This is a genomic window from Arthrobacter sp. NEB 688 (genome assembly GCF_013201035.1).
Classification (GTDB): Bacteria; Actinomycetota; Actinomycetes; order Actinomycetales; family Dermatophilaceae; genus Phycicoccus.
The window spans coordinates 3903484-3919668 of record NZ_CP053707.1; the positions used below are offsets into that span (position 1 = coordinate 3903484).

The 16185-nt window shown below is 76.0% G+C and carries 18 protein-coding genes; 10 read left to right on the plus strand and 8 right to left on the minus strand.

The annotated features are described in order from the left end of the window. Positions 1–156: 156 nt before the first annotated feature. Together HL663_RS18285 and HL663_RS18290 are read right to left on the minus strand one after the other, a co-directional pair. The gene (locus HL663_RS18285; protein WP_173029764.1) at positions 157–870 is read right to left on the minus strand and encodes a hypothetical protein; all 714 of its coding nucleotides are present in this window, start codon (positions 868–870) and stop codon (positions 157–159) included. A gap of 10 nt (positions 871–880) precedes the next feature. Further along, positions 881–1222, minus strand: coding sequence for a PadR family transcriptional regulator (locus HL663_RS18290; RefSeq protein ID WP_216842629.1), 342 nt, complete (start codon positions 1220–1222; stop codon positions 881–883). 118 nt (positions 1223–1340) lie between these two features. Between HL663_RS18290 and ligD the strand changes: the two genes are divergently transcribed. From ligD to HL663_RS18305, 3 genes are all read left to right on the plus strand, one after another. Further along, entirely contained in the window at positions 1341–2330 is a 990-nt protein-coding gene (ligD, locus tag HL663_RS18295) for a non-homologous end-joining DNA ligase (RefSeq protein WP_173029766.1), read from the plus strand. Continuing rightward, positions 2327–2773 carry an alternative ribosome rescue aminoacyl-tRNA hydrolase ArfB gene (gene arfB, locus HL663_RS18300; RefSeq protein WP_173030283.1) on the plus strand — a complete coding sequence of 149 codons (447 nt, stop codon included), beginning with the start codon at positions 2327–2329 and terminating at the stop codon, positions 2771–2773. Before ligD ends, arfB begins: the two co-directional genes overlap by 4 nt. Before the next feature lie 69 nt (positions 2774–2842). After that, entirely contained in the window at positions 2843–4339 is a 1497-nt protein-coding gene (locus tag HL663_RS18305) for a peptide MFS transporter (RefSeq protein WP_173029767.1), read from the plus strand. A gap of 28 nt (positions 4340–4367) precedes the next feature. Here HL663_RS18305 and HL663_RS18310 read toward each other — a convergent pair whose 3' ends face one another. Next, positions 4368–5303, minus strand: a complete 936-nt coding sequence (locus HL663_RS18310) for an NAD(P)/FAD-dependent oxidoreductase (RefSeq protein WP_216842630.1) — start codon at positions 5301–5303, stop codon at positions 4368–4370. A gap of 76 nt (positions 5304–5379) precedes the next feature. Here HL663_RS18310 and HL663_RS18315 point away from each other — a divergent pair, with 76 nt between their 5' ends. From HL663_RS18315 to HL663_RS18325, 3 genes are all read left to right on the plus strand, one after another. After that, on the plus strand, positions 5380–6213 hold the full coding sequence (locus HL663_RS18315) for a uracil-DNA glycosylase (protein WP_173029768.1): 834 nt from the start codon (positions 5380–5382) through the stop codon (positions 6211–6213). Positions 6214–6253: 40 nt separating this feature from the next. Continuing rightward, the gene (locus tag HL663_RS18320; protein ID WP_173029769.1) at positions 6254–6826 is read left to right on the plus strand and encodes a GNAT family N-acetyltransferase; all 573 of its coding nucleotides are present in this window, start codon (positions 6254–6256) and stop codon (positions 6824–6826) included. Positions 6827–6999: 173 nt separating this feature from the next. Beyond that, the gene (locus HL663_RS18325; protein WP_173029770.1) at positions 7000–7983 is read left to right on the plus strand and encodes a quinone oxidoreductase family protein; all 984 of its coding nucleotides are present in this window, start codon (positions 7000–7002) and stop codon (positions 7981–7983) included. A 119-nt stretch (positions 7984–8102) separates the two neighbouring features. Here the strand turns inward: HL663_RS18325 and HL663_RS18330 are convergent, their stop codons facing one another. The 3 genes from HL663_RS18330 to HL663_RS18340 form a co-directional block, all read right to left on the minus strand. Then, positions 8103–8459 (minus strand): hypothetical protein, encoded by a 357-nt coding sequence (locus HL663_RS18330; RefSeq protein WP_173029771.1) that lies wholly within the window; start codon positions 8457–8459, stop codon positions 8103–8105. Between the two features lie 116 nt (positions 8460–8575). Next, positions 8576–9289, minus strand: a complete 714-nt coding sequence (locus tag HL663_RS18335; RefSeq protein ID WP_173029772.1) for a LuxR C-terminal-related transcriptional regulator — start codon at positions 9287–9289, stop codon at positions 8576–8578. Beyond that, entirely contained in the window at positions 9286–10551 is a 1266-nt protein-coding gene (locus tag HL663_RS18340; protein WP_286175780.1) for an ATP-binding protein, read from the minus strand. Before HL663_RS18340 ends, HL663_RS18335 begins: the two co-directional genes overlap by 4 nt. 115 nt (positions 10552–10666) lie before the next feature. Here HL663_RS18340 and HL663_RS18345 point away from each other — a divergent pair, with 115 nt between their 5' ends. Next, positions 10667–12016 (plus strand): PspC domain-containing protein, encoded by a 1350-nt coding sequence (locus HL663_RS18345; protein ID WP_173029773.1) that lies wholly within the window; start codon positions 10667–10669, stop codon positions 12014–12016. Between the two features lie 2 nt (positions 12017–12018). Next, the gene (locus tag HL663_RS18350) at positions 12019–12417 is read left to right on the plus strand and encodes a hypothetical protein (RefSeq protein ID WP_173029774.1); all 399 of its coding nucleotides are present in this window, start codon (positions 12019–12021) and stop codon (positions 12415–12417) included. On the opposite strand, the gene HL663_RS18355 is transcribed toward HL663_RS18350, so the two are convergent. Together HL663_RS18355 and HL663_RS18360 are read right to left on the minus strand one after the other, a co-directional pair. Next, on the minus strand, positions 12414–13082 hold the full coding sequence (locus HL663_RS18355) for an NUDIX hydrolase (RefSeq protein ID WP_286175781.1): 669 nt from the start codon (positions 13080–13082) through the stop codon (positions 12414–12416). The genes HL663_RS18350 and HL663_RS18355 overlap by 4 nt on opposite strands. Before the next feature lie 14 nt (positions 13083–13096). Beyond that, the gene (locus HL663_RS18360; protein WP_173029775.1) at positions 13097–14242 is read right to left on the minus strand and encodes a glycosyltransferase family 4 protein; all 1146 of its coding nucleotides are present in this window, start codon (positions 14240–14242) and stop codon (positions 13097–13099) included. A gap of 8 nt (positions 14243–14250) precedes the next feature. Between HL663_RS18360 and HL663_RS18365 the strand changes: the two genes are divergently transcribed. Continuing rightward, on the plus strand, positions 14251–15108 hold the full coding sequence (locus HL663_RS18365) for a PIG-L deacetylase family protein (protein ID WP_173029776.1): 858 nt from the start codon (positions 14251–14253) through the stop codon (positions 15106–15108). Continuing rightward, positions 15105–16178 (plus strand): lysylphosphatidylglycerol synthase transmembrane domain-containing protein, encoded by a 1074-nt coding sequence (locus tag HL663_RS18370; RefSeq protein ID WP_286175782.1) that lies wholly within the window; start codon positions 15105–15107, stop codon positions 16176–16178. Before HL663_RS18365 ends, HL663_RS18370 begins: the two co-directional genes overlap by 4 nt. Positions 16179–16185: the final 7 nt, after the last annotated feature.

Below are 16185 nucleotides of genomic sequence, written 5' to 3' on the forward strand. Positions count from 1 at the left end.
ACACCGCGGACATGGGTGGACCCCCGGAGCGCTCGATCGGTGCAGGGGTTCCGATCGGTGCGACCCGGGGGTCTTGTCCCCACCGTAGGGCCACGAGGAGCACGGCGTCTAGGGTTTGTCCAAGGAGATTTCCGCAGGTCGGAACAATCCCGCCGCTCAGGACCGCCGACGGTTGCCGGACCCGTCGAGGACGGAGCGGGCCCGGGCCCACCACGAGCGGCGGTCGGCCGGCGAGCGCGGCATCGACTGCGCCCCCGGTGAGGGCAGCGTGAAGGACAGCACCATCCCGCCGAGCCCCACCGCCAGCATCAGCCACCGCGGGACGGGGAAGAGGACCGGACCGTCGCCGTCCGGCCCCAGGACCCGCTGCACCACGACGAGGACGACCACGATGAGCACGGCCCAGGTGAGCACGTCGACGGCGGGGTCCAGCAGCGACCGCCGCTTCCCGACCCGGCGACCCGCCCGCCGCTCCAGCCACAGCCCCACCGTCCACGGCTGCACCGCGCCGGCCACCGCCGTCCCGATCACCATCGACACGAGGAACGGGGTCACCGGGACCGCGCCGGCCCACGCCACGGGCGAGGTGAACGCGGCGACGGCCAGCCAGAAGCCCGGGAACCCCACGGCGCTGGCGAGCACCAGGGCGAGCACGCGGCGGACCCCCGGCGGCCGGGCCCACTGCGCGGCGTAGTCGGTGGGCTGCCCGAACGCCTCGACGGGGTCCTCGTGGGTGGCCTCGACGTGGGCGAGGACGTCCTGGACGACGACGCGCACCCTCGCCTCCGGCAGGCCGGCGAGCCGCAGCTGGCTCGCGAGCACCCGGCAGTACTCCAGCACGTCGACGCGCATCCCGTCGACCGGTCGCATCCCCTCCACGTCAGACCTCCAGCGCTCTCGTCATCCGGTCGGCGAAGGACGTCCAGCCGTCCCGGCCCGCCACGAGGACCTCGTGCCCCCGGGGCGTCAGCGCGAAGTAGCGCCGCGCCGGCGCCCCCTCGGCCACCGACCACTCGCTGCGCACGAGGCCGTCGTCCTCGAGCCGCCCGAGCAGCGGGTAGAGGGTCCCCCCGCGCAGCCCGGGGAGGCCGGCCTCGGCGAGCGAGCCCAGGAGCGCGTACCCGTAGGCCGACCCCTCGCGCGCGAGCACGGCGAGGACCGCGAGGTCGAGGACCCCCTTGAGCCACTGGCTCTCGCGGTCCGGCCGCGGCGACTGCCCCACGAGCCACATCGTCCTCGACCTAGGTAGGACCGTCAACTAGTCGGTGATGCGACTGTCGCGCACCCCGAGGTCGCGCGGGACGGCCCGGGTGTCGGCGCGAGGCCCTAGCGTGGGGTCCATGGCCTCGCGCAAGGGTGAGTTCGGGGAGCCCGTCGTCCTCGACGTCGACGGGTTCGACGTGCGCGTGTCCAGCCCCGAGCGCGTCTACTTCCCCGCCCGCGGCGAGACCAAGCTCGACCTCGTGCAGTACTACCTGTCGGTGGGCGAGGGCATCGTCAACGCCCTGCGCGAGCGCCCCTGCATGCTCCACCGCTTCCCCGACGGCCTGGCGGGGCCGAAGGTGCACCAGAAGCGCCTGCCCCGGGGCGCGCCGCCGTGGGTCGAGACCGTCCGGCTGCACTTCCCGCGCTACGGCCTGCACGCCGACGAGCTGTGCGTCACCCGCCTCGCCGACGTCGCCTGGGCCTGCCAGATGAGCACCGTCGAGTTCCATCCCTGGAACAGCCGGCGCGCCGACACCGAGCAGCCCGACGAGTGGCGCATCGACCTCGACCCGATGCCCGACGCCCCCTTCTCCCGCGTGCGTCGCGCCGCGCACGTCGCGCACGAGGTCCTCGACGAGCTCGGGGCGGTCGGCTGGCCGAAGACGAGCGGCGGCCACGGCCTGCACGTCTACGTCCGCATCGCGCCCGAGCACGGGTTCACCGACGTCCGCCGCGCCGCGCTGGCCTTCGCCCGCGAGGTCGAGCGGCGCATCCCGGACGACGTGACGACGACCTGGTGGCGCAAGGACCGCGACCCCTCGGCCGTGTTCGTCGACTACAACCAGAACGCCCGCGACCACACGATCGCCGCTGCGTACTCGGTGCGCGGCAACCACATCGGCACCGTGTCGGCCCCGTTGCGCTGGAGCGAGGTCGACGACGCCGAGCCCGACGACTTCACCATCGCGACGATGCCCGCCCGCTACGCCGAGCTCGGCGACCTCCACGCGGGCATCGACGACGCCGTCTTCGACATCGCCCCCCTCCTCGAGTGGGCGGAACGAGACGAGGCGGACGGCGCGCCGGCTCCCCCGGAGCCCGAGGACGACACCGGGAAGCCCTGATGGACCTCGTCGTGCCGCCGGGACCCGGTGTGCCGCAGGGCCTCACGGTGCCCGGCGCCGACCTCGTCGAGCGCTTCTCCCGCGCCTCCGGCCCCGGCGGCCAGGGCGTCAACACCACCGACAGCCGGGTGGAGCTCGAGCTCGACCTCGCGGTGCTCACCGGCCTCTCGGACGCCCAGCGCCGCCGGCTCGCGCGCGCTCTGGTGGCCCGGCTCGTCGAGGGGCGGCTCGTCGTCACCGCCTCCGAGCACCGCCAGCAGCGGCGCAACCGGGCCGCCGCGCGGGAGCGGATGGCGGCCCTGCTGCGCGAGGCGCTCGCCCCGCCACCCCCGGCCCGACGGGCGACCCGGCCGACCCGCGGCTCGGTCGAGCGCCGGCTCGACGCCAAGCGCCGGCGGGCCCTGACAAAGGCCGCGCGGGGGCGGCAGCGACCCGAGGGCTGACCTGCGCGATTCGGCCATCCGGCGGGGCCGGGGTTACGGTCGACGGGTTTGTCCAGAGGAAGGCACCCGATGTCCGTGACCACCCGACCCACCGAGGGCAGCCGCAGCGACCGCGGTTTCCTCGGCCACCCGACGGGACTCTCGACGCTGTTCTTCGTCGAGCTGTGGGAGCGCTTCAGCTACTACGGCATGCGGGCGATCCTCCTGTACTTCCTCGTCGACACCGCCGCCAACGGCGGCCTCGGCATCGACGAGGCGACGGGCACCTCGGTCGTCGCGATCTACGGCTCGGCCGTCTACCTGCTCTCGGTCCTCGGCGGCTACGCGGCCGACCGGCTCGTCGGCGCGCGCCGCTCGACGCTCTACGGCGGCCTCGTCATCATGGCCGGCCACGTCTGCCTCGCGATCCCGGCGACGCCCACGGCGTGGCTGGGCATCGCCCTCGTGGCCCTCGGCACCGGCCTGCTCAAGCCGAACATCTCGGCCATCGTCGGGCGCCTGTACGCGTCGGACGACCCGCGCCGCGACGCCGGCTTCTCGATCTTCTACATGTCGATCAACCTCGGCGCGTTCTTCTCGCCGCTCGTCGTCGCCTTCCTGCGCGACCGCTACGGCTACCACGCCGGCTTCTCGGCCGCGGCCGTCGGGATGGGCGTCGCGCTCGTCTGGTTCGTCGTGGGCCGGCGCACCCTGCGCGGCGCCGGCGACGACGTCCCGAACACGCTCGGCGCGACCGAGCGACGCCGGCTGCCGCTGCTCGCGCTCGGCGCGGTCGTGGCCGTCGCCGTCCTCGTGGCGCTGGCGTCGACGTGGCGCGACAGCGTGCTGCTCGCCGTCATCGACGCCATCTCGATCCTCGCGATCGCGACCCCGGTCGCCTACTTCGTCGTGATGTTCCGCAGCCGCAAGGTCGACGCGCAGGAGCGCACGCACCTCGCGGCCTACATCCCGCTGTGGGTCGGCGCCGTCGTCTTCTGGATGATCTTCGAGCAGGCCGCGGGCAAGATGGCCCTCTTCGCGCAGGAGCGCACCGTCACCTCCGTCGGTGGCGTGCAGGTCAACCCCGAGTGGTTCCAGTCGGTCAACCCGCTCGCGATCATCGCGCTGGCGCCGCTCTTCGGCCTGCTCTGGGTCAAGCGGGCCGGCCGCTTCCCCTCGACGCCGATGAAGTTCACCATCGGCGTCACGCTCATCGGCGTCTCGGCGCTCGCGATGGCCTGGGCCTTCGCGACCTACGAGGGCAACACCTCGCCGGTGTGGGTCCTCGGTGGCGTCTTCGTCCTGCAGACCGTGGCCGAGCTGTTCCTCTCCCCCGTCGGCCTCTCGGCCACCACGCGCCTCGCGCCGACCGCGTTCGCCAGCCAGGCGATGGCGCTGTGGTTCCTCGCGACGGCCGCCGGCCAGGCCGTCGCCGCGCAGCTCATCACCGCGATGAGCGGGCTCGGCGACACCGCCTACTACCTCGTCAACGCCGCGATCACCCTCGCCGTGGCCGCCGTCATGCTCGCTCTCGTCCCGTGGGTCCGCACCCGGATGGCGAGCGCCGAGGTCACCTCCGCCCGCTGAGGCACCGTCGTCGGGCGCGTCCGGCCGCTCAGCCGAGCGTGCCGACGAGCCCGACGACCTCCTCCGCGCAGCCCCACGACAGCGTGACGCCGGCGCCCCCGTGCCCGACGTTGGTCACGACCGGGCGGCCGCCGACGACGTGGACGCGCAGGTCGACGGCCGGCGCGACCGGCCGCAGCCCGACCCGGGAGCCGAGCACCTCGGCGTCACGCAGGGCGGGGACCGCGCGCCGGCACCGCTCGACGATCTGCGCGTGCTCCTCGGGGTCGGGCTCGTCGAGGTCCCCCGGGGCGTCGGACCCGCCGCAGACGACCCAGCCGCGGTGCGGCAGGACGTAGGTCATCCCGCCCGGGGCGCCGTCGTCGACGAGCCACCGGTCGAGGCCCGGGTTGGCGAGCAGGGCCACCTGGCCGCGGGACGGGGTGACCTCCAGGCCGGGGAGCAGCTCGGGCGCGCGCAGGCCGGCGGCGAGGACGACGACGTCGCCGGGTGCGTCGTCGAGGTTCTCCACGCGCCCGCTGTCGAGGCGCACACCGGCTGCGGCACAGGCTCGTTCGAGCCAGTCGAGGTGGACGACCATCGCGACGAGCGGGACACGGGCCACGACGCCGGAGGGCGCCCCCTCGGGCAGCTCGGCGGCCGTGGCGTCGCGCCATCCGCGCAGGCCCTCGGTCCACCAGCGGTCAGGGCCGCCGCGCTCGACGAGCAGGCCCTCGCGCAGCGCCACCCCGGCCGCGGGGTCGGCGGCGAGCGCGGTGAAGTGCCGCAGCGACGCCAGGCCCCAGCCGACGACGCGGTCGCGCGGCTCGACGTGGTACGGGAACCACAGGCCGCCGGCGACCGCCGACACCGTGCCCGGCGACGGGACGTCGCGCACGCACCGGACGTCGTGGCCGGCGCGCGCGAGCAGCAGGGCGGACGTCAGGCCCACGACGCCGCCACCGACCACGCTCACGGATGCCACGACCCCATCGTCCCCCGTCCCGTGGCCGCGCGCAGGCAGCCCGCCACGATCCGGTCGCCGCCCGTACAGTCGCGGGATGGAGCCCCTCGACCCGCACCCGGTCACCGGCGAGCTCCTCCCCTCGCCCGTCCCGCCGGGCGCCGGCTGGCCCGGCGACCCCGCCGACCCCGACACCCCGGTGGCGACGACCGCCGCACGCGTGCGCCGGCTGGCGACCTCCGCCGAGGGCGTGGCGCAGCTCCAGGCGCGGGTCTCGGTGTGCCGCGCCTGCCCCCGCCTCGTGCGCTGGCGCGAGGACGTCGCGACCACGGGGCGGCGGGCGTCCTTCGCCGACCAGCCGTACTGGGGGCGCCCGGGCCCGTCGTTCGGCGACCCGCGGGCCGGCGTGCTGCTCGTCGGCCTCGCCCCGGCGGCCAACGGCACCAACCGTACCGGCCGGATGTTCACCGGCGACTCCTCGGGCGACTTCCTCTGGGCCGCCCTGCACCGCACGGGGTTCGCCGCGCAGCCCACCTCGGTGGCGGCCGGCGACGGTCAGGCCCTGACCGACCTGCGCATCGTCGCCGCCGTGCGCTGCGCCCCGCCGGCGAACAAGCCGACCCCGGCCGAGCGCGCCACCTGCTCGCCGTGGCTCGAGCGCGACCTCCAGCTGGCCGCGCCGCACCTGCGGACGATCCTCTGCCTCGGCTCGATCGGCTGGGACGCCGCCCTCGCCGGTGCGCGGGCCGTCGGGTGGGACGTGCCCACGCCGAAGCCGAGGTTCGGGCACGCGGCCGAGGCTGTGCTCGGGCTGCCCGACGGGCGGAGCATCCGGCTCGTCGGCAGCTACCACGTGAGCCCCCACAACACCTTCACCAAGCGCCTGACGCCGGCCATGCTCGACGACGTCCTGCTCGGCCTGCGCGCGTAACCCGTTGGCGCCGTGCGGTGCCGGTGGCTACCGTTCCGGGATGATCGCCCTCGTCGCTCCCGATGCCCGCTTCCGTGAGTCCTACCTGGCCGCGCAGGACGAGTTCGACGCCGCCGGCGAGGGCACCCGCGACGGCGACGGCGTCTGGGTCGAGGCTCCCGAGGGCGACTTCGCCGGCGTCGCCTTCACCCGGGCGGAGCTCGAGACGCCGGAGGGGTTCGAGCGGTTCGTCGCGCACCGCCGCGGGCAGGCCCACGAGGACGCCCCGCGCACGCCGGGGCACGTCCCGTGCACGTTCCTCTGGGTCGTGGACGACGCCCGGCCCGACGAGCACCTCGGCTCGCTGGCCATCCGGCACCGGCTGACGCCGTTCCTCATCGAGATCGGTGGGCACATCGGCTACTCGGTGCGGCCCTCGGCGCGCGGGCGCGGGATCGCCACCGAGGCGCTCCGGCTCTCGCTGCCGTTCTGCCGCGACCTCGGGCTGGACGAGGTGCTCGTCACGTGCTCCGAGGAGAACCTCGCGTCGGCACGGGTCATCGAGGCCAGCGGCGGCGTCCTCGAGGACGTCCGCCACCTCATGCGCCGCTACTGGATCGACCTCGACGCCTGACCGCGCCGGCGGGCCACGCGCCTCGCGCCGTGCCGCCCCCGGCGCCCCCTCCCCCGCTGCACAGCGGGCTACACCGCAGTAGGTGTCGCTCTGACGACACCTACTGCGGCGTAGCCCGGGATGCGGTGCGATGCGGACCCGGACGGGCGGTCACGCCGTCCTAGGGTGGCGTCATGAGCGAGCTCCACGGACCTGCCCTCGTCGTCACGCGCGCCGGGGGCTCCGACGTCCTCGCCGTCGAGGACCGCCCGGCGGCCGACCCTGCGCCCGGCGAGGTCGTCGTCGAGGTCGCGGCGGTGGGCGTCAACTTCATCGACGTCTACCAGCGCGAGGGCGTCTACCCGATGCAGACGCCGTACGTCCTCGGCAACGAGGGCGCCGGCACGGTCGTGACGGTCGGCGAGGGGGTCGAGGACCTCGCCGTCGGCGACCGCGTCGCCTGGGCGATGTCGGTCGGCAGCGCGGCCCGGTATGCGGTGCGCGACGCGTCGACGCTCGTCCCGGTACCCGACGGCGTCGAGCTCGAGACCGCCGCCGCCGTGATGCTCCAAGGGATGACCGCGCACTACCTGACGACGAGCACCTTCCCCGTCGGCCACGGCACGACCACGCTGGTCCACGCGGCGGCGGGCGGCGTCGGGCAGCTCCTCGTCCAGATGGTCCGCGCCCGGGGCGGCGTCGTCGTGGCGACCGCCGGCGGGGCCGAGAAGTGCGCGACCGCGGCGCGGCTCGGGGCGCAGCACGTCATCGACTACCGCGCGGTCGACGACCTCGCCGCGGCCGTGCGGGAGGTCGCGCCGCAGGGCGTCGACGTCGCCTACGACGGTGTCGGGCGCGACACCTTCGACGCCTCGCTCGCCTCGCTCCGGCCGCGTGGGGTGCTCGCGCTCTTCGGTGCGGCCAGCGGCCAGGTGCCGCCCTTCGACCTGCAGCGCCTCAACGCGGCGGGCTCGGTCTTCGTCACCCGACCCAGCCTCGGCCACTACCTCGCGAGCCGCGACGAGCTGGAGTGGCGGGCCGGCGAGGTGCTCGCCGCCGTGGCCGACGGCTCGCTCGACGTCGCCGTGGGCGGCCGCTACCCGCTGGAGGACGCCGCGCAGGCCTACGACGACCTCGAGGGCCGGCGCACCCAGGGCAAGCTCCTGCTCACTCTCTGACCCCACCCGGACCACATGCGTATCGGGTCACCCGATACGACCGCGCTCCACCCGACAACGGTTCTCGGGTCAAGCGCACCGGTATCGGGTGACCCGATACGCGTGGGACTCGGCTGGGGTCAGGACGCGCTGGTCCAGAGGACGGCGACCGCCGCGTTGAGGACCGCGAGGAGGCCGGCGGCCTGCACGAGCTGCGGGCGCGAGCCCTGGCCCTTGCGCTCCTTCGCGGCGGCGATCTCGGCGCACGCGGCGACGGCGATCGCGACGAGCAGCTTGACGCCGATCTTCGCGTGGTTGACCGGCTCGTCCCCCGCCTCGACGACACCGACGAGCAGCAGGCCGGTCACGAGCTGGGCCCGGGCGCCCCAGACGAGCGCGGGCGTCACCCGGCCCCGGGCGACGAACACGGCGCTGCCGATGATCGCGGCCATGCCGAGGAGGTGCAGCAGGACGAGGACGTGCTCGACGAACTCCATGGCCGCCAGCGTAGAGGGTGCCGCCGGAGCACCGACGTCGATGTCGACCCCCACCCCGTCGGCCCGGTCGTCGCGCCGACCGCGGCCCCCGACCGCAGCCGCCGCCGAGGTCCGGCTCAGACGAGCCGGCGCCCCATTGCCCAGGCCGTCAGCTCGTGGCGCGAGGACAGCTGGAGCTTGCGCAGCACCGACGACACGTGCGTCTCGACCGTCTTGACCGAGATGAACAGCTCCTTGGCGACCTCCTTGTACTGGAAGCCGCGCGCGATGAGACGCATCACCTCGCGCTCGCGCGCCGAGAGCCGGTCGAGCTCCTCGTCGACCTCGGCGATCTCGCCGGCGGCCGCCCCGAAGGCGTCGAGCACGAACCCGGCCAGTCGCGGCGAGAACACCGCGTCGCCGTCGGCCACGCGCCGCACCGCGGTCAGCAGGTCGCGCGCGCCGATCGTCTTCGTCACGTAGCCCCGAGCGCCGGCGCGGATGACCGCGATGACGTCCTCGGCGGCGTCCGAGACCGACAGCGCGAGGAAGCGCACCGGCGCCCCGGAGGCCGTCTCGACCCCGGCGCACCCGCGGATGACGTCGCCGCCGCCGTTGCCCGAGCCGCCGGGCAGGTGCACGTCGAGAAGGACGACGTCGGGGGTCTCGGCCCGGATGACGGAGATGGCGCTGTCGACGTCCGGCGCCTCGCCGACGAACTCGCACACCGGCGTCCCCCCGGCCATCGCCTCGGTCAGCTCGGCGCGCACGCCGGTGCGGAACATCCGGTGGTCGTCGACGAGGACGACCCGGACGGGCGCGGTCGGGGCGGGGGTCCTGGCGGTGCTCATGTGTCGTCTCCTTCGATCGGTGGCAGCCGCAGCTCCACCTCGGTGCCGTCGTCGCGCCGGCGCACCCGCGCGCTGCCGCCGTGCCGTTCCATCCGCCCGAGGACGGACTGCCGCACCCCGAGCCGGTCCTCGGGCACGGCATCGAGGTCGAACCCCTCGCCACGGTCGCGGACGAACGCCTCGACCCCGCTCGGGCCGATCTCGACGTAGGCCGTGACCGGGGGCGCCCCGTGCCGCACGGCGTTGAGCAGCGCCTCGCGCAGCGCGCGCGAGAGGGCCACCCCGTGCTGCTCGAAGGGCCGGTCGCCCGTGACGACGAGGTCGACCGGAACGCCGTGGAGGTCCTCGACCTCGTGGGCGACCTCGGTGACCGCGGCCGCGAGCGAGGCCTGCGACCCCTGCGGGCCGTCGTACAGCCAGCTGCGCAGCTCGCGCTCCTGGGCGCGGGCGAGCCGGGTCACGGCGGCGGGGTCGGCGGACTGGCGCTGGATGAGCGCGAGGGTCTGGAGCACGGAGTCGTGCAGGTGCGCGGCGATGTCGGCCCGCTCGGTCGCGCGGACGGCGGCGTCCTGCTCGCGGCGCAGGTCGCCCCACAGCCGCAGCGCCCACGGCGCGGCGAGGATGAGCGCGCCGACGAGGACCGCGAGCGCCGCGAGCACGGCGTCCCAGAGGACGCTGACCGAGCTGCCGCGGGTGACGAGCACGAGGACGCCGACGAGGGCGAGCCCCGAGCCGAGCAGCACCCGGACCCAGCCCATCCCGTCGGGTCCACCGGTGAGCCAGCGCGAGCGCTGGGTCGCGTCGAGGTTGGACCAGGCGACGACCGCGCCGACACCGATGACGAACAGCGGCAGCAGGACCGAGCCCCGCGCCGACACCCCGACCCCGGGCACGAGCAGGGCCGCGCCGGCCGCGACGAGCACGACGCCGGCGACGAGGAGCACCGCCCAGCGACGGCGCTCGGACCACGCCCGGGCCTGGACCGGGCCGGCCCCTCCGGCCGGGCCGTCGGCCTCGGGGGTCAGCGCCCAGAGGAAGAGGTAGGCCGCGACCCCGGCGCCGCCGGAGAAGGCGAGGACGACCATCGCGACGCGCACGAGGCGCCGCGAGACGCCGAGGTGGCGCGCCACGGCGTCGCACACCCCCGGCGTCCAGCCCGCCGAGCGGTCGCGCACGAGCGGCGGACGCGACGGCAGGGCCCCGGGGACGGGGCCGGCGTCGGTCCGCACGCGGGTCGCGGCGGGCTCGTAGGGCGTGGGCACCCCTCCATCCTGACGCACGATGCGCGCCCGTGACCCGCCCGCCGGGGTCCGGTCAGGGGGTGCTCAGGGTCGACCCTCATGGCCGCCCCGGCCCTGCCGCGGCCACAGTGGTGCCATGACCGAGAGCTCCACCTCCCAGATGCCGCCGACCGGCGCGCCGACCGCGCTCGACGACGGGCTCGCCCGGCTGCGGCGCTCGAGCGTCCGTCGCGACACCGAGCGCCGCTGGTTCGGCGGCGTGTGCGCCGGCGTCGCCGCGCGCTTCGACGTCGACCCGCTCCTCATCCGCGCCGCGGCGATCGCGCTGACGATCGCCGGCGGCATCGGCATCCCCCTCTACCTCGTCCTGTGGCTCCTGCTGCCGGACGTGCGGGGCGAGATCCTCGCCGAGCGCGCGGTCCGCGGCAGCGACGCGTGGGCCATCGTGCTGCTCGTCCTCACCGGCATCGTCCTGCTCGTCGGGGCCGTCTCGGTGCTCGGCGACGGCAACGCCTGGGGCGGCTCGCTCTGGCTGCTCGTCCCCGTCGGCCTCGTCGTGTGGTTCGTCGCCACGCGCAGCCGCACCACCCCGACCCCGTGGGCCGGCCAGGCCCCGCCCCCTCCCCCCGCAGGAGCGACGATGACGTCACCGCCCCCCGCCGGAGCCCCGGCCGCCTACCGCTACCCGCCCGGCCCGCAGTCCGCCTACGGCACACCGCCGCCCCCGCCCGGCGCGACGTACCCGCCTCGGCCGCAGGGCCCCTCGGGTGGGATGCCGATGCCGCCCGCGCCCCCTCGCCCGCTCGGTCCGCCGCCTCCCCCGGCCCCGCGCCGTCGCCGTCCCAGCGGCTTCGTCGGGCTCGTGTCGCTCGGACTGGTCATCGCCGTCGTCGGCCTCGTCGCCGCCGTCGCGCAGCCGCTCGGCTTCACCGGCGAGCCGGTCGTCCTCGGCCTGGCCCTCGCCCTCGCCGCGGTCTCCGCGATCGTCCTCGGGCTCGGTGCGAGCGGCCGGGCGTCGGGCTTCAGCGGGTTCCTCGTCATCGTCCTCGGGCTCGTGACGGTCCTCGCCGTCGCGGCGGCGCACTCCACCGCCCGCGGCGGGGTCGGCGACCGCGTGTGGACCCCGACCTCCTCCTCGCTGCCGGCGTCCTACTCGCTCGGCGCCGGGGACGCCACGCTCGACCTCGGGGGCCTGGTCGCCCTGCCGGCCGGGTCCGGCGACCCCTCGACGGTCGCCGTCTCCATGGGCGTCGGCGAGCTGACCGTCCGCGTCCCCGCCGGGATGGACGTCCGCTTCGAGACCCGCATCGGCGTCGGCGAGCTGCGCCACGACCGCGAGACCTCCGACGGCGGGCTCGAGTCCGTCGAGACCCGCTCGGGCACCGACCTGTCCCCGTCCCTCACCGTCGGCGACGCCGCGAGCCCCGGGCTCGTCGTGACGACCGACGTCGGCCTGGGCGACGTGACCATCATCGAGGAGAGCTGACCATGAGCGACGACACCACCCGCCCCCTGCGCACCGAGCTCGGGCTCGACGACGACCGGGCGAGCGCCAGCGTCCCCGGCCCGGAGCCCACCGGCCCCGCGACCACCCCGGCCACCCCGACCGGCCCGACGGGCCCGGCTCTCGGCGCCGACGACGGCCGCACCCACCTCGAGACCACCCCGGCGCCGGTCGAGCAGCGTTGGCGTCGCGGCCCGGCGCCGTTCGCCCTCATCCTCGGCGTCCTCGGCCTCGTCACCGCCGGAGCCGTCATCGTCACCGAGGTCGCCGACGTGAGCATCCCGTGGTCCGACCTCGGGCCGTGGACCGTCGTCGCCGGCGGCGCGCTCGTCGTCCTCGTCGGGCTGCTCGGGCTGCGCGGCAGCCGGGACCCCCGGCCCTAGCCCCGCCCCCGCGGCCGGCGTCGCGGGACCACCCCGGCGACGCGCAGCGCCCACGTCACCGTGGGCACGAGGTCGTAGCCGCCGAGCCGGTCGAGGTCGACCCACGCGGCCTCGGACGTCGACCCGCCCACGTCGTGCACGACGGGGCGGGTCGGCCGCGTGCAGCGGGCGGTGTGCAGCAGCCGGACCGCGTGGTAGTCCTCGGCGCCGCGCTCCGAGCGCCCCACCCAGTGCTGCGTCATGACGTCGAGGAAGCGGACGTCGTCGACGTCCTGGCCGGTCTCCTCGTGCACCTCGCGGACGACGGCCTCGCGCGGGCTCTCGCCCGGGTCGAGCCCGCCGCCGGGGAGGGTCCACCTGCCCTCGGCGCCGGTGAGCGGCGCGAGCCGGGTCAGCAGGAGCCGGTCGGCGTCGACGACGACGGCGTAGGCGGCGACGCGCTGGCGCGGCTCGGCGAGCGCCCGGTCCGCCTCCGAGAGACCGGGACCGCCGGGCGGCCCGGGCACGCGCGAGCTGACCGCCTCGACGCGGAAGGTGAGGACGATCGAGGGCAGCGCCCCCTCGACGCTCGACGCCAGCGGCTCCCAGCCGCGCGCGGCCAGCCCGGCCGCCGGGTCCTCCCCGTGCCCCAGCACGAACGAGACCACCTCGCGCCCCCCGCGCACCCCCCGGACGGTGATCACCGGGCGCCGGCCCGCCGGTACTCGTCGAGCGTCGCCGCCACGGTCGCGGGCCAGTCCTGGCGCGGCGGGTCCTGCCGCAGGTGCGCGCGCATCCGCCGGCGCAGCGCGTCGTCGCCGGCGAGCCGGGCGACGGCCTCCGCGACCCCGGCGTCGGAGGACACGAGGAGCCCGTCGACCCCGTCCTCGACGACGTCGTCGACCCCGGTGCCGGCCGGTGCGACGACGGGCAGGCCGGCCGCCCGGGCCTCGAGGGCCGCGATGCCGAACGCCTCCAGCCGGGCCGTCGTCACGTAGAGGTCGCCCGCGTGGTGCATCCGGCGCAGGCCCTCGCGGTCGAGCCGGCCGGGCATCGAGACCCAGTCGAGGTCGCGCGCCCGGACGTAGGCCTCCATCGCCCGGCGCTGCGGCCCCTCGCCGGCCACGGTGGCGCGCAGCGGGACCGACGGGTCGAGCTGCCGCCGTGCCTCGTGGAGGGCGCCGAGCAGGGCGAGCGGGCGCTTGCGGCTGACCAGGCGCATCGCGGTGACGACGTGGATGCCGTCGGCGCCCGAGCGGTCGGCGGCACCGGCCTCGCCGGCTGCCCACCACGCGGCGTCGATCCCGTTGTTCAGCACCCCGACCCGCGCGCCGCCGGCCGCCTCACGCACCTGGGCGGCGGCCATCCGCGAGACCGCGCTGAGCGCCACGCCACGCCCGGCCCAGCGGCGCAGGTGACCGGCGGCGCGCATCACCGGCACCCACCGGCCGAGGACGCAGTGCACCGTCGCGGCCACCGGGAGACCGACACCGAGGGCGACGCGGACGAGGTCGGTCGCGAACGGGCTGACGACGCCGAGGTGCGCGTGGGCCACGTCGAACCGGCCGGCGAGGAGCCGCCGGCGCACCTCGGGCGGCGCGAAGGGGTTGACGGGCAAGCCGTTCGGCAGCGGGATGGCGAGGCGGTGCACGGTCACGCCGTCCTCGATCTCGATGACGCCGCCGCGCTCGCCGGCCGGGCCGGTGGTCGCCGTGAAGACCTCGACCTCGTGCCCGGCCCGCACCAGCTCGTGGGCGAGGTCGTGCACCTGGCGCTCGATCCCGCCGAGCCGCGGCGGGTAGCAGTCCGACAGGAGGGCGACCTTCACGAGGGTCCAGCCTGCCATGCGCGAGGATGGGCCCGATGTCCCGCACGCTCGTGGCGTTCCACGCCCATCCCGACGACGAGGCCCTGCTGACGGCCGGCACCATGGCGAAGGCCGCCGCGCAGGGCCATCGCGTCGTGCTCGTGCTCGCCACCGACGGGGGCGCGGGCCTGGCCGCCGACGACCTGCGCCGCGACGGCGGCCTCGGCACCCGTCGCCTGCGCGAGGCCGAGCGCTCGGCCGCGGCGCTCGGCGTGGCGCGCGTCGAGTGGCTCGGCTACGCCGACAGCGGCTCCGGTCCGGAGCCCGAGCCGGACGCCCCCGGCCTCACCCGCTTCTGCCGGGCGCCGCTCGAGGAGGCCGCCGAGCGGCTGGCGGCCGTCCTGCGCACCGAGCGCGCCGACGTCCTGCTCTCCTACGACGCCAACGGCGGCTACGGGCACCGCGACCACCGGCGCGTGCACGAGGTCGCGGCCCGGGCCGCGGTCGTCGCCGGCACCCCGCGGGTCCTCGAGGCGACCGTCCCGCGCGACACCATCGCCCGCGCCGTCCGGATGCTCGCCCGCGTCTACCGCTTCCCGGCCGAGTTCGACCCCACGAGCTTCGAGCGGGCCTTCTCGGCCCGGCGCGACATCACCCACCGCGTCGACGTCCGCCGGCACGTCGCCGCCAAGCGCGCGTCGATGCGCGCGCACGCCTCGCAGGCGACCGGTGGCGGCGCGGCCGAGGTCGGCGAGGGGGGCCAGACCGGCGACCGCACCCTCCAGGCGTTCCTGCGCATCCCGCGCCCGCTCTACGACCTCGTCTTCGGGCGGGAGTGGTTCCGCGACCCGTCGCGGCCGGCCGGCGGACCCGTGGTCACCGACGTCTTCGAGGGGCTGCCGTGAGCGCGCCCGCGGTGAAGCCGCAGCGCCGCAGCCGCCAGCTGCTCCAGTTCGGGCTCGGGCTGGCCCTGGCCGTCGTCCTCCTCGTCTGGGGCCTGCCGCACTTCGCGAAGACCTCGTGGGGCGACATCTGGGGCGTCATCCGCACCGTGCCGCCGCTGCACGTCATCGGCTTCCAGGTGCTCATGCTCCTCGGGCTCTACTGCTACACGTTCACCTTCACGGGGTCGCTGCGCGGGCTGACGCACGGCAAGGCGCTCATCATCAACCTCTGCGGCTCGTCCGTCTCGAACCTGCTGCCCGGGGGCGGAGCGGTCGGGCTGGCCGCGACCTACGCGATGTGCCGCTCGTGGGGCTTCTCGCGCCGCGCGACGTCGACCTCGGCGATCGTCACCGGCGTCTGGAACGTCCTCGCCCGCATCGCGCTGCCCGTCGTCGCGATCCTCGTCCTCGTCATCGGCGGCGTCACGCTCCCCCAGGCGCTCTCCGACCTCGCCGTCGCGGGCTCGCTGACCGGCCTCGGCGTCATCGGCGCCGTCGCGGGGATGCTCGCGAGCGAGCGGGTGGCGCAGCGGGCCGGGGCGCTGCTCGACCGCGCGCTGCGCCCGCTCGTGCGGCGGCGCCGGCCGGACTCGACGATGAGCGTCGAGGACCTCGTGAGCGACCTGCGCAGCCGGATCATCGACGTCGTCCGCTGGCGCTGGTGGTCGATGACGCTCGGGATGGTCGGTTTCTTCGCCGCGTACTACGTCCTCTTCGTCCTCGTGATGCGCGAGACCGGCGTCATGCTGCCGCTCAACCTGCTCTTCGCGGCGTACGCCATCGGCCGGCTGCTCACCGCGGTCGGCATCACGCCGGGCGGGGTCGGGGTCACCGAGGCCGCGACGACGATCGTCCTCGTCGGCTGGGGCGCGGGCAACGCCGAGGCCACCGCCGGCGTCGTGCTCTTCTCGATCATCACCCACCTCATGGAGGTGCCCCTCGGCGGCCTCGGCTGGCTGCTGTGGTCGCTCAGCCCGAAGGCCGAGCCGCCGGCCGAGGGCGAGGAGCCGGTCTTCGCCCGGCCCGCCTGAGCGCTCG

Excerpts from the sequence above, each read along its gene's own strand:
- HL663_RS18325 (WP_173029770.1), top strand. The coding sequence starts at position 7,000 with ATGAGCGAGCTCCACGGACCTGCCCTCGTCGTCACGCGCGCCGGGGGC.
- HL663_RS18305 (WP_173029767.1), top strand. The coding sequence starts at position 2,843 with ATGTCCGTGACCACCCGACCCACCGAGGGCAGCCGCAGCGACCGCGGT.
- HL663_RS18365 (WP_173029776.1), top strand. The coding sequence starts at position 14,251 with ATGGGCCCGATGTCCCGCACGCTCGTGGCGTTCCACGCCCATCCCGAC.
- HL663_RS18335 (WP_173029772.1), bottom strand. The coding sequence starts at position 9,289 with ATGAGCACCGCCAGGACCCCCGCCCCGACCGCGCCCGTCCGGGTCGTC.
- HL663_RS18360 (WP_173029775.1), bottom strand. The coding sequence starts at position 14,242 with ATGGCAGGCTGGACCCTCGTGAAGGTCGCCCTCCTGTCGGACTGCTAC.
- HL663_RS18285 (WP_173029764.1), bottom strand. The coding sequence starts at position 870 with ATGCGACCGGTCGACGGGATGCGCGTCGACGTGCTGGAGTACTGCCGG.
- HL663_RS18320 (WP_173029769.1), top strand. The coding sequence starts at position 6,254 with ATGATCGCCCTCGTCGCTCCCGATGCCCGCTTCCGTGAGTCCTACCTG.
- HL663_RS18350 (WP_173029774.1), top strand. The coding sequence starts at position 12,019 with ATGAGCGACGACACCACCCGCCCCCTGCGCACCGAGCTCGGGCTCGAC.
- HL663_RS18330 (WP_173029771.1), bottom strand. The coding sequence starts at position 8,459 with ATGGAGTTCGTCGAGCACGTCCTCGTCCTGCTGCACCTCCTCGGCATG.
- HL663_RS18315 (WP_173029768.1), top strand. The coding sequence starts at position 5,380 with ATGGAGCCCCTCGACCCGCACCCGGTCACCGGCGAGCTCCTCCCCTCG.
- HL663_RS18345 (WP_173029773.1), top strand. The coding sequence starts at position 10,667 with ATGACCGAGAGCTCCACCTCCCAGATGCCGCCGACCGGCGCGCCGACC.
- ligD (WP_173029766.1), top strand. The coding sequence starts at position 1,341 with ATGGCCTCGCGCAAGGGTGAGTTCGGGGAGCCCGTCGTCCTCGACGTC.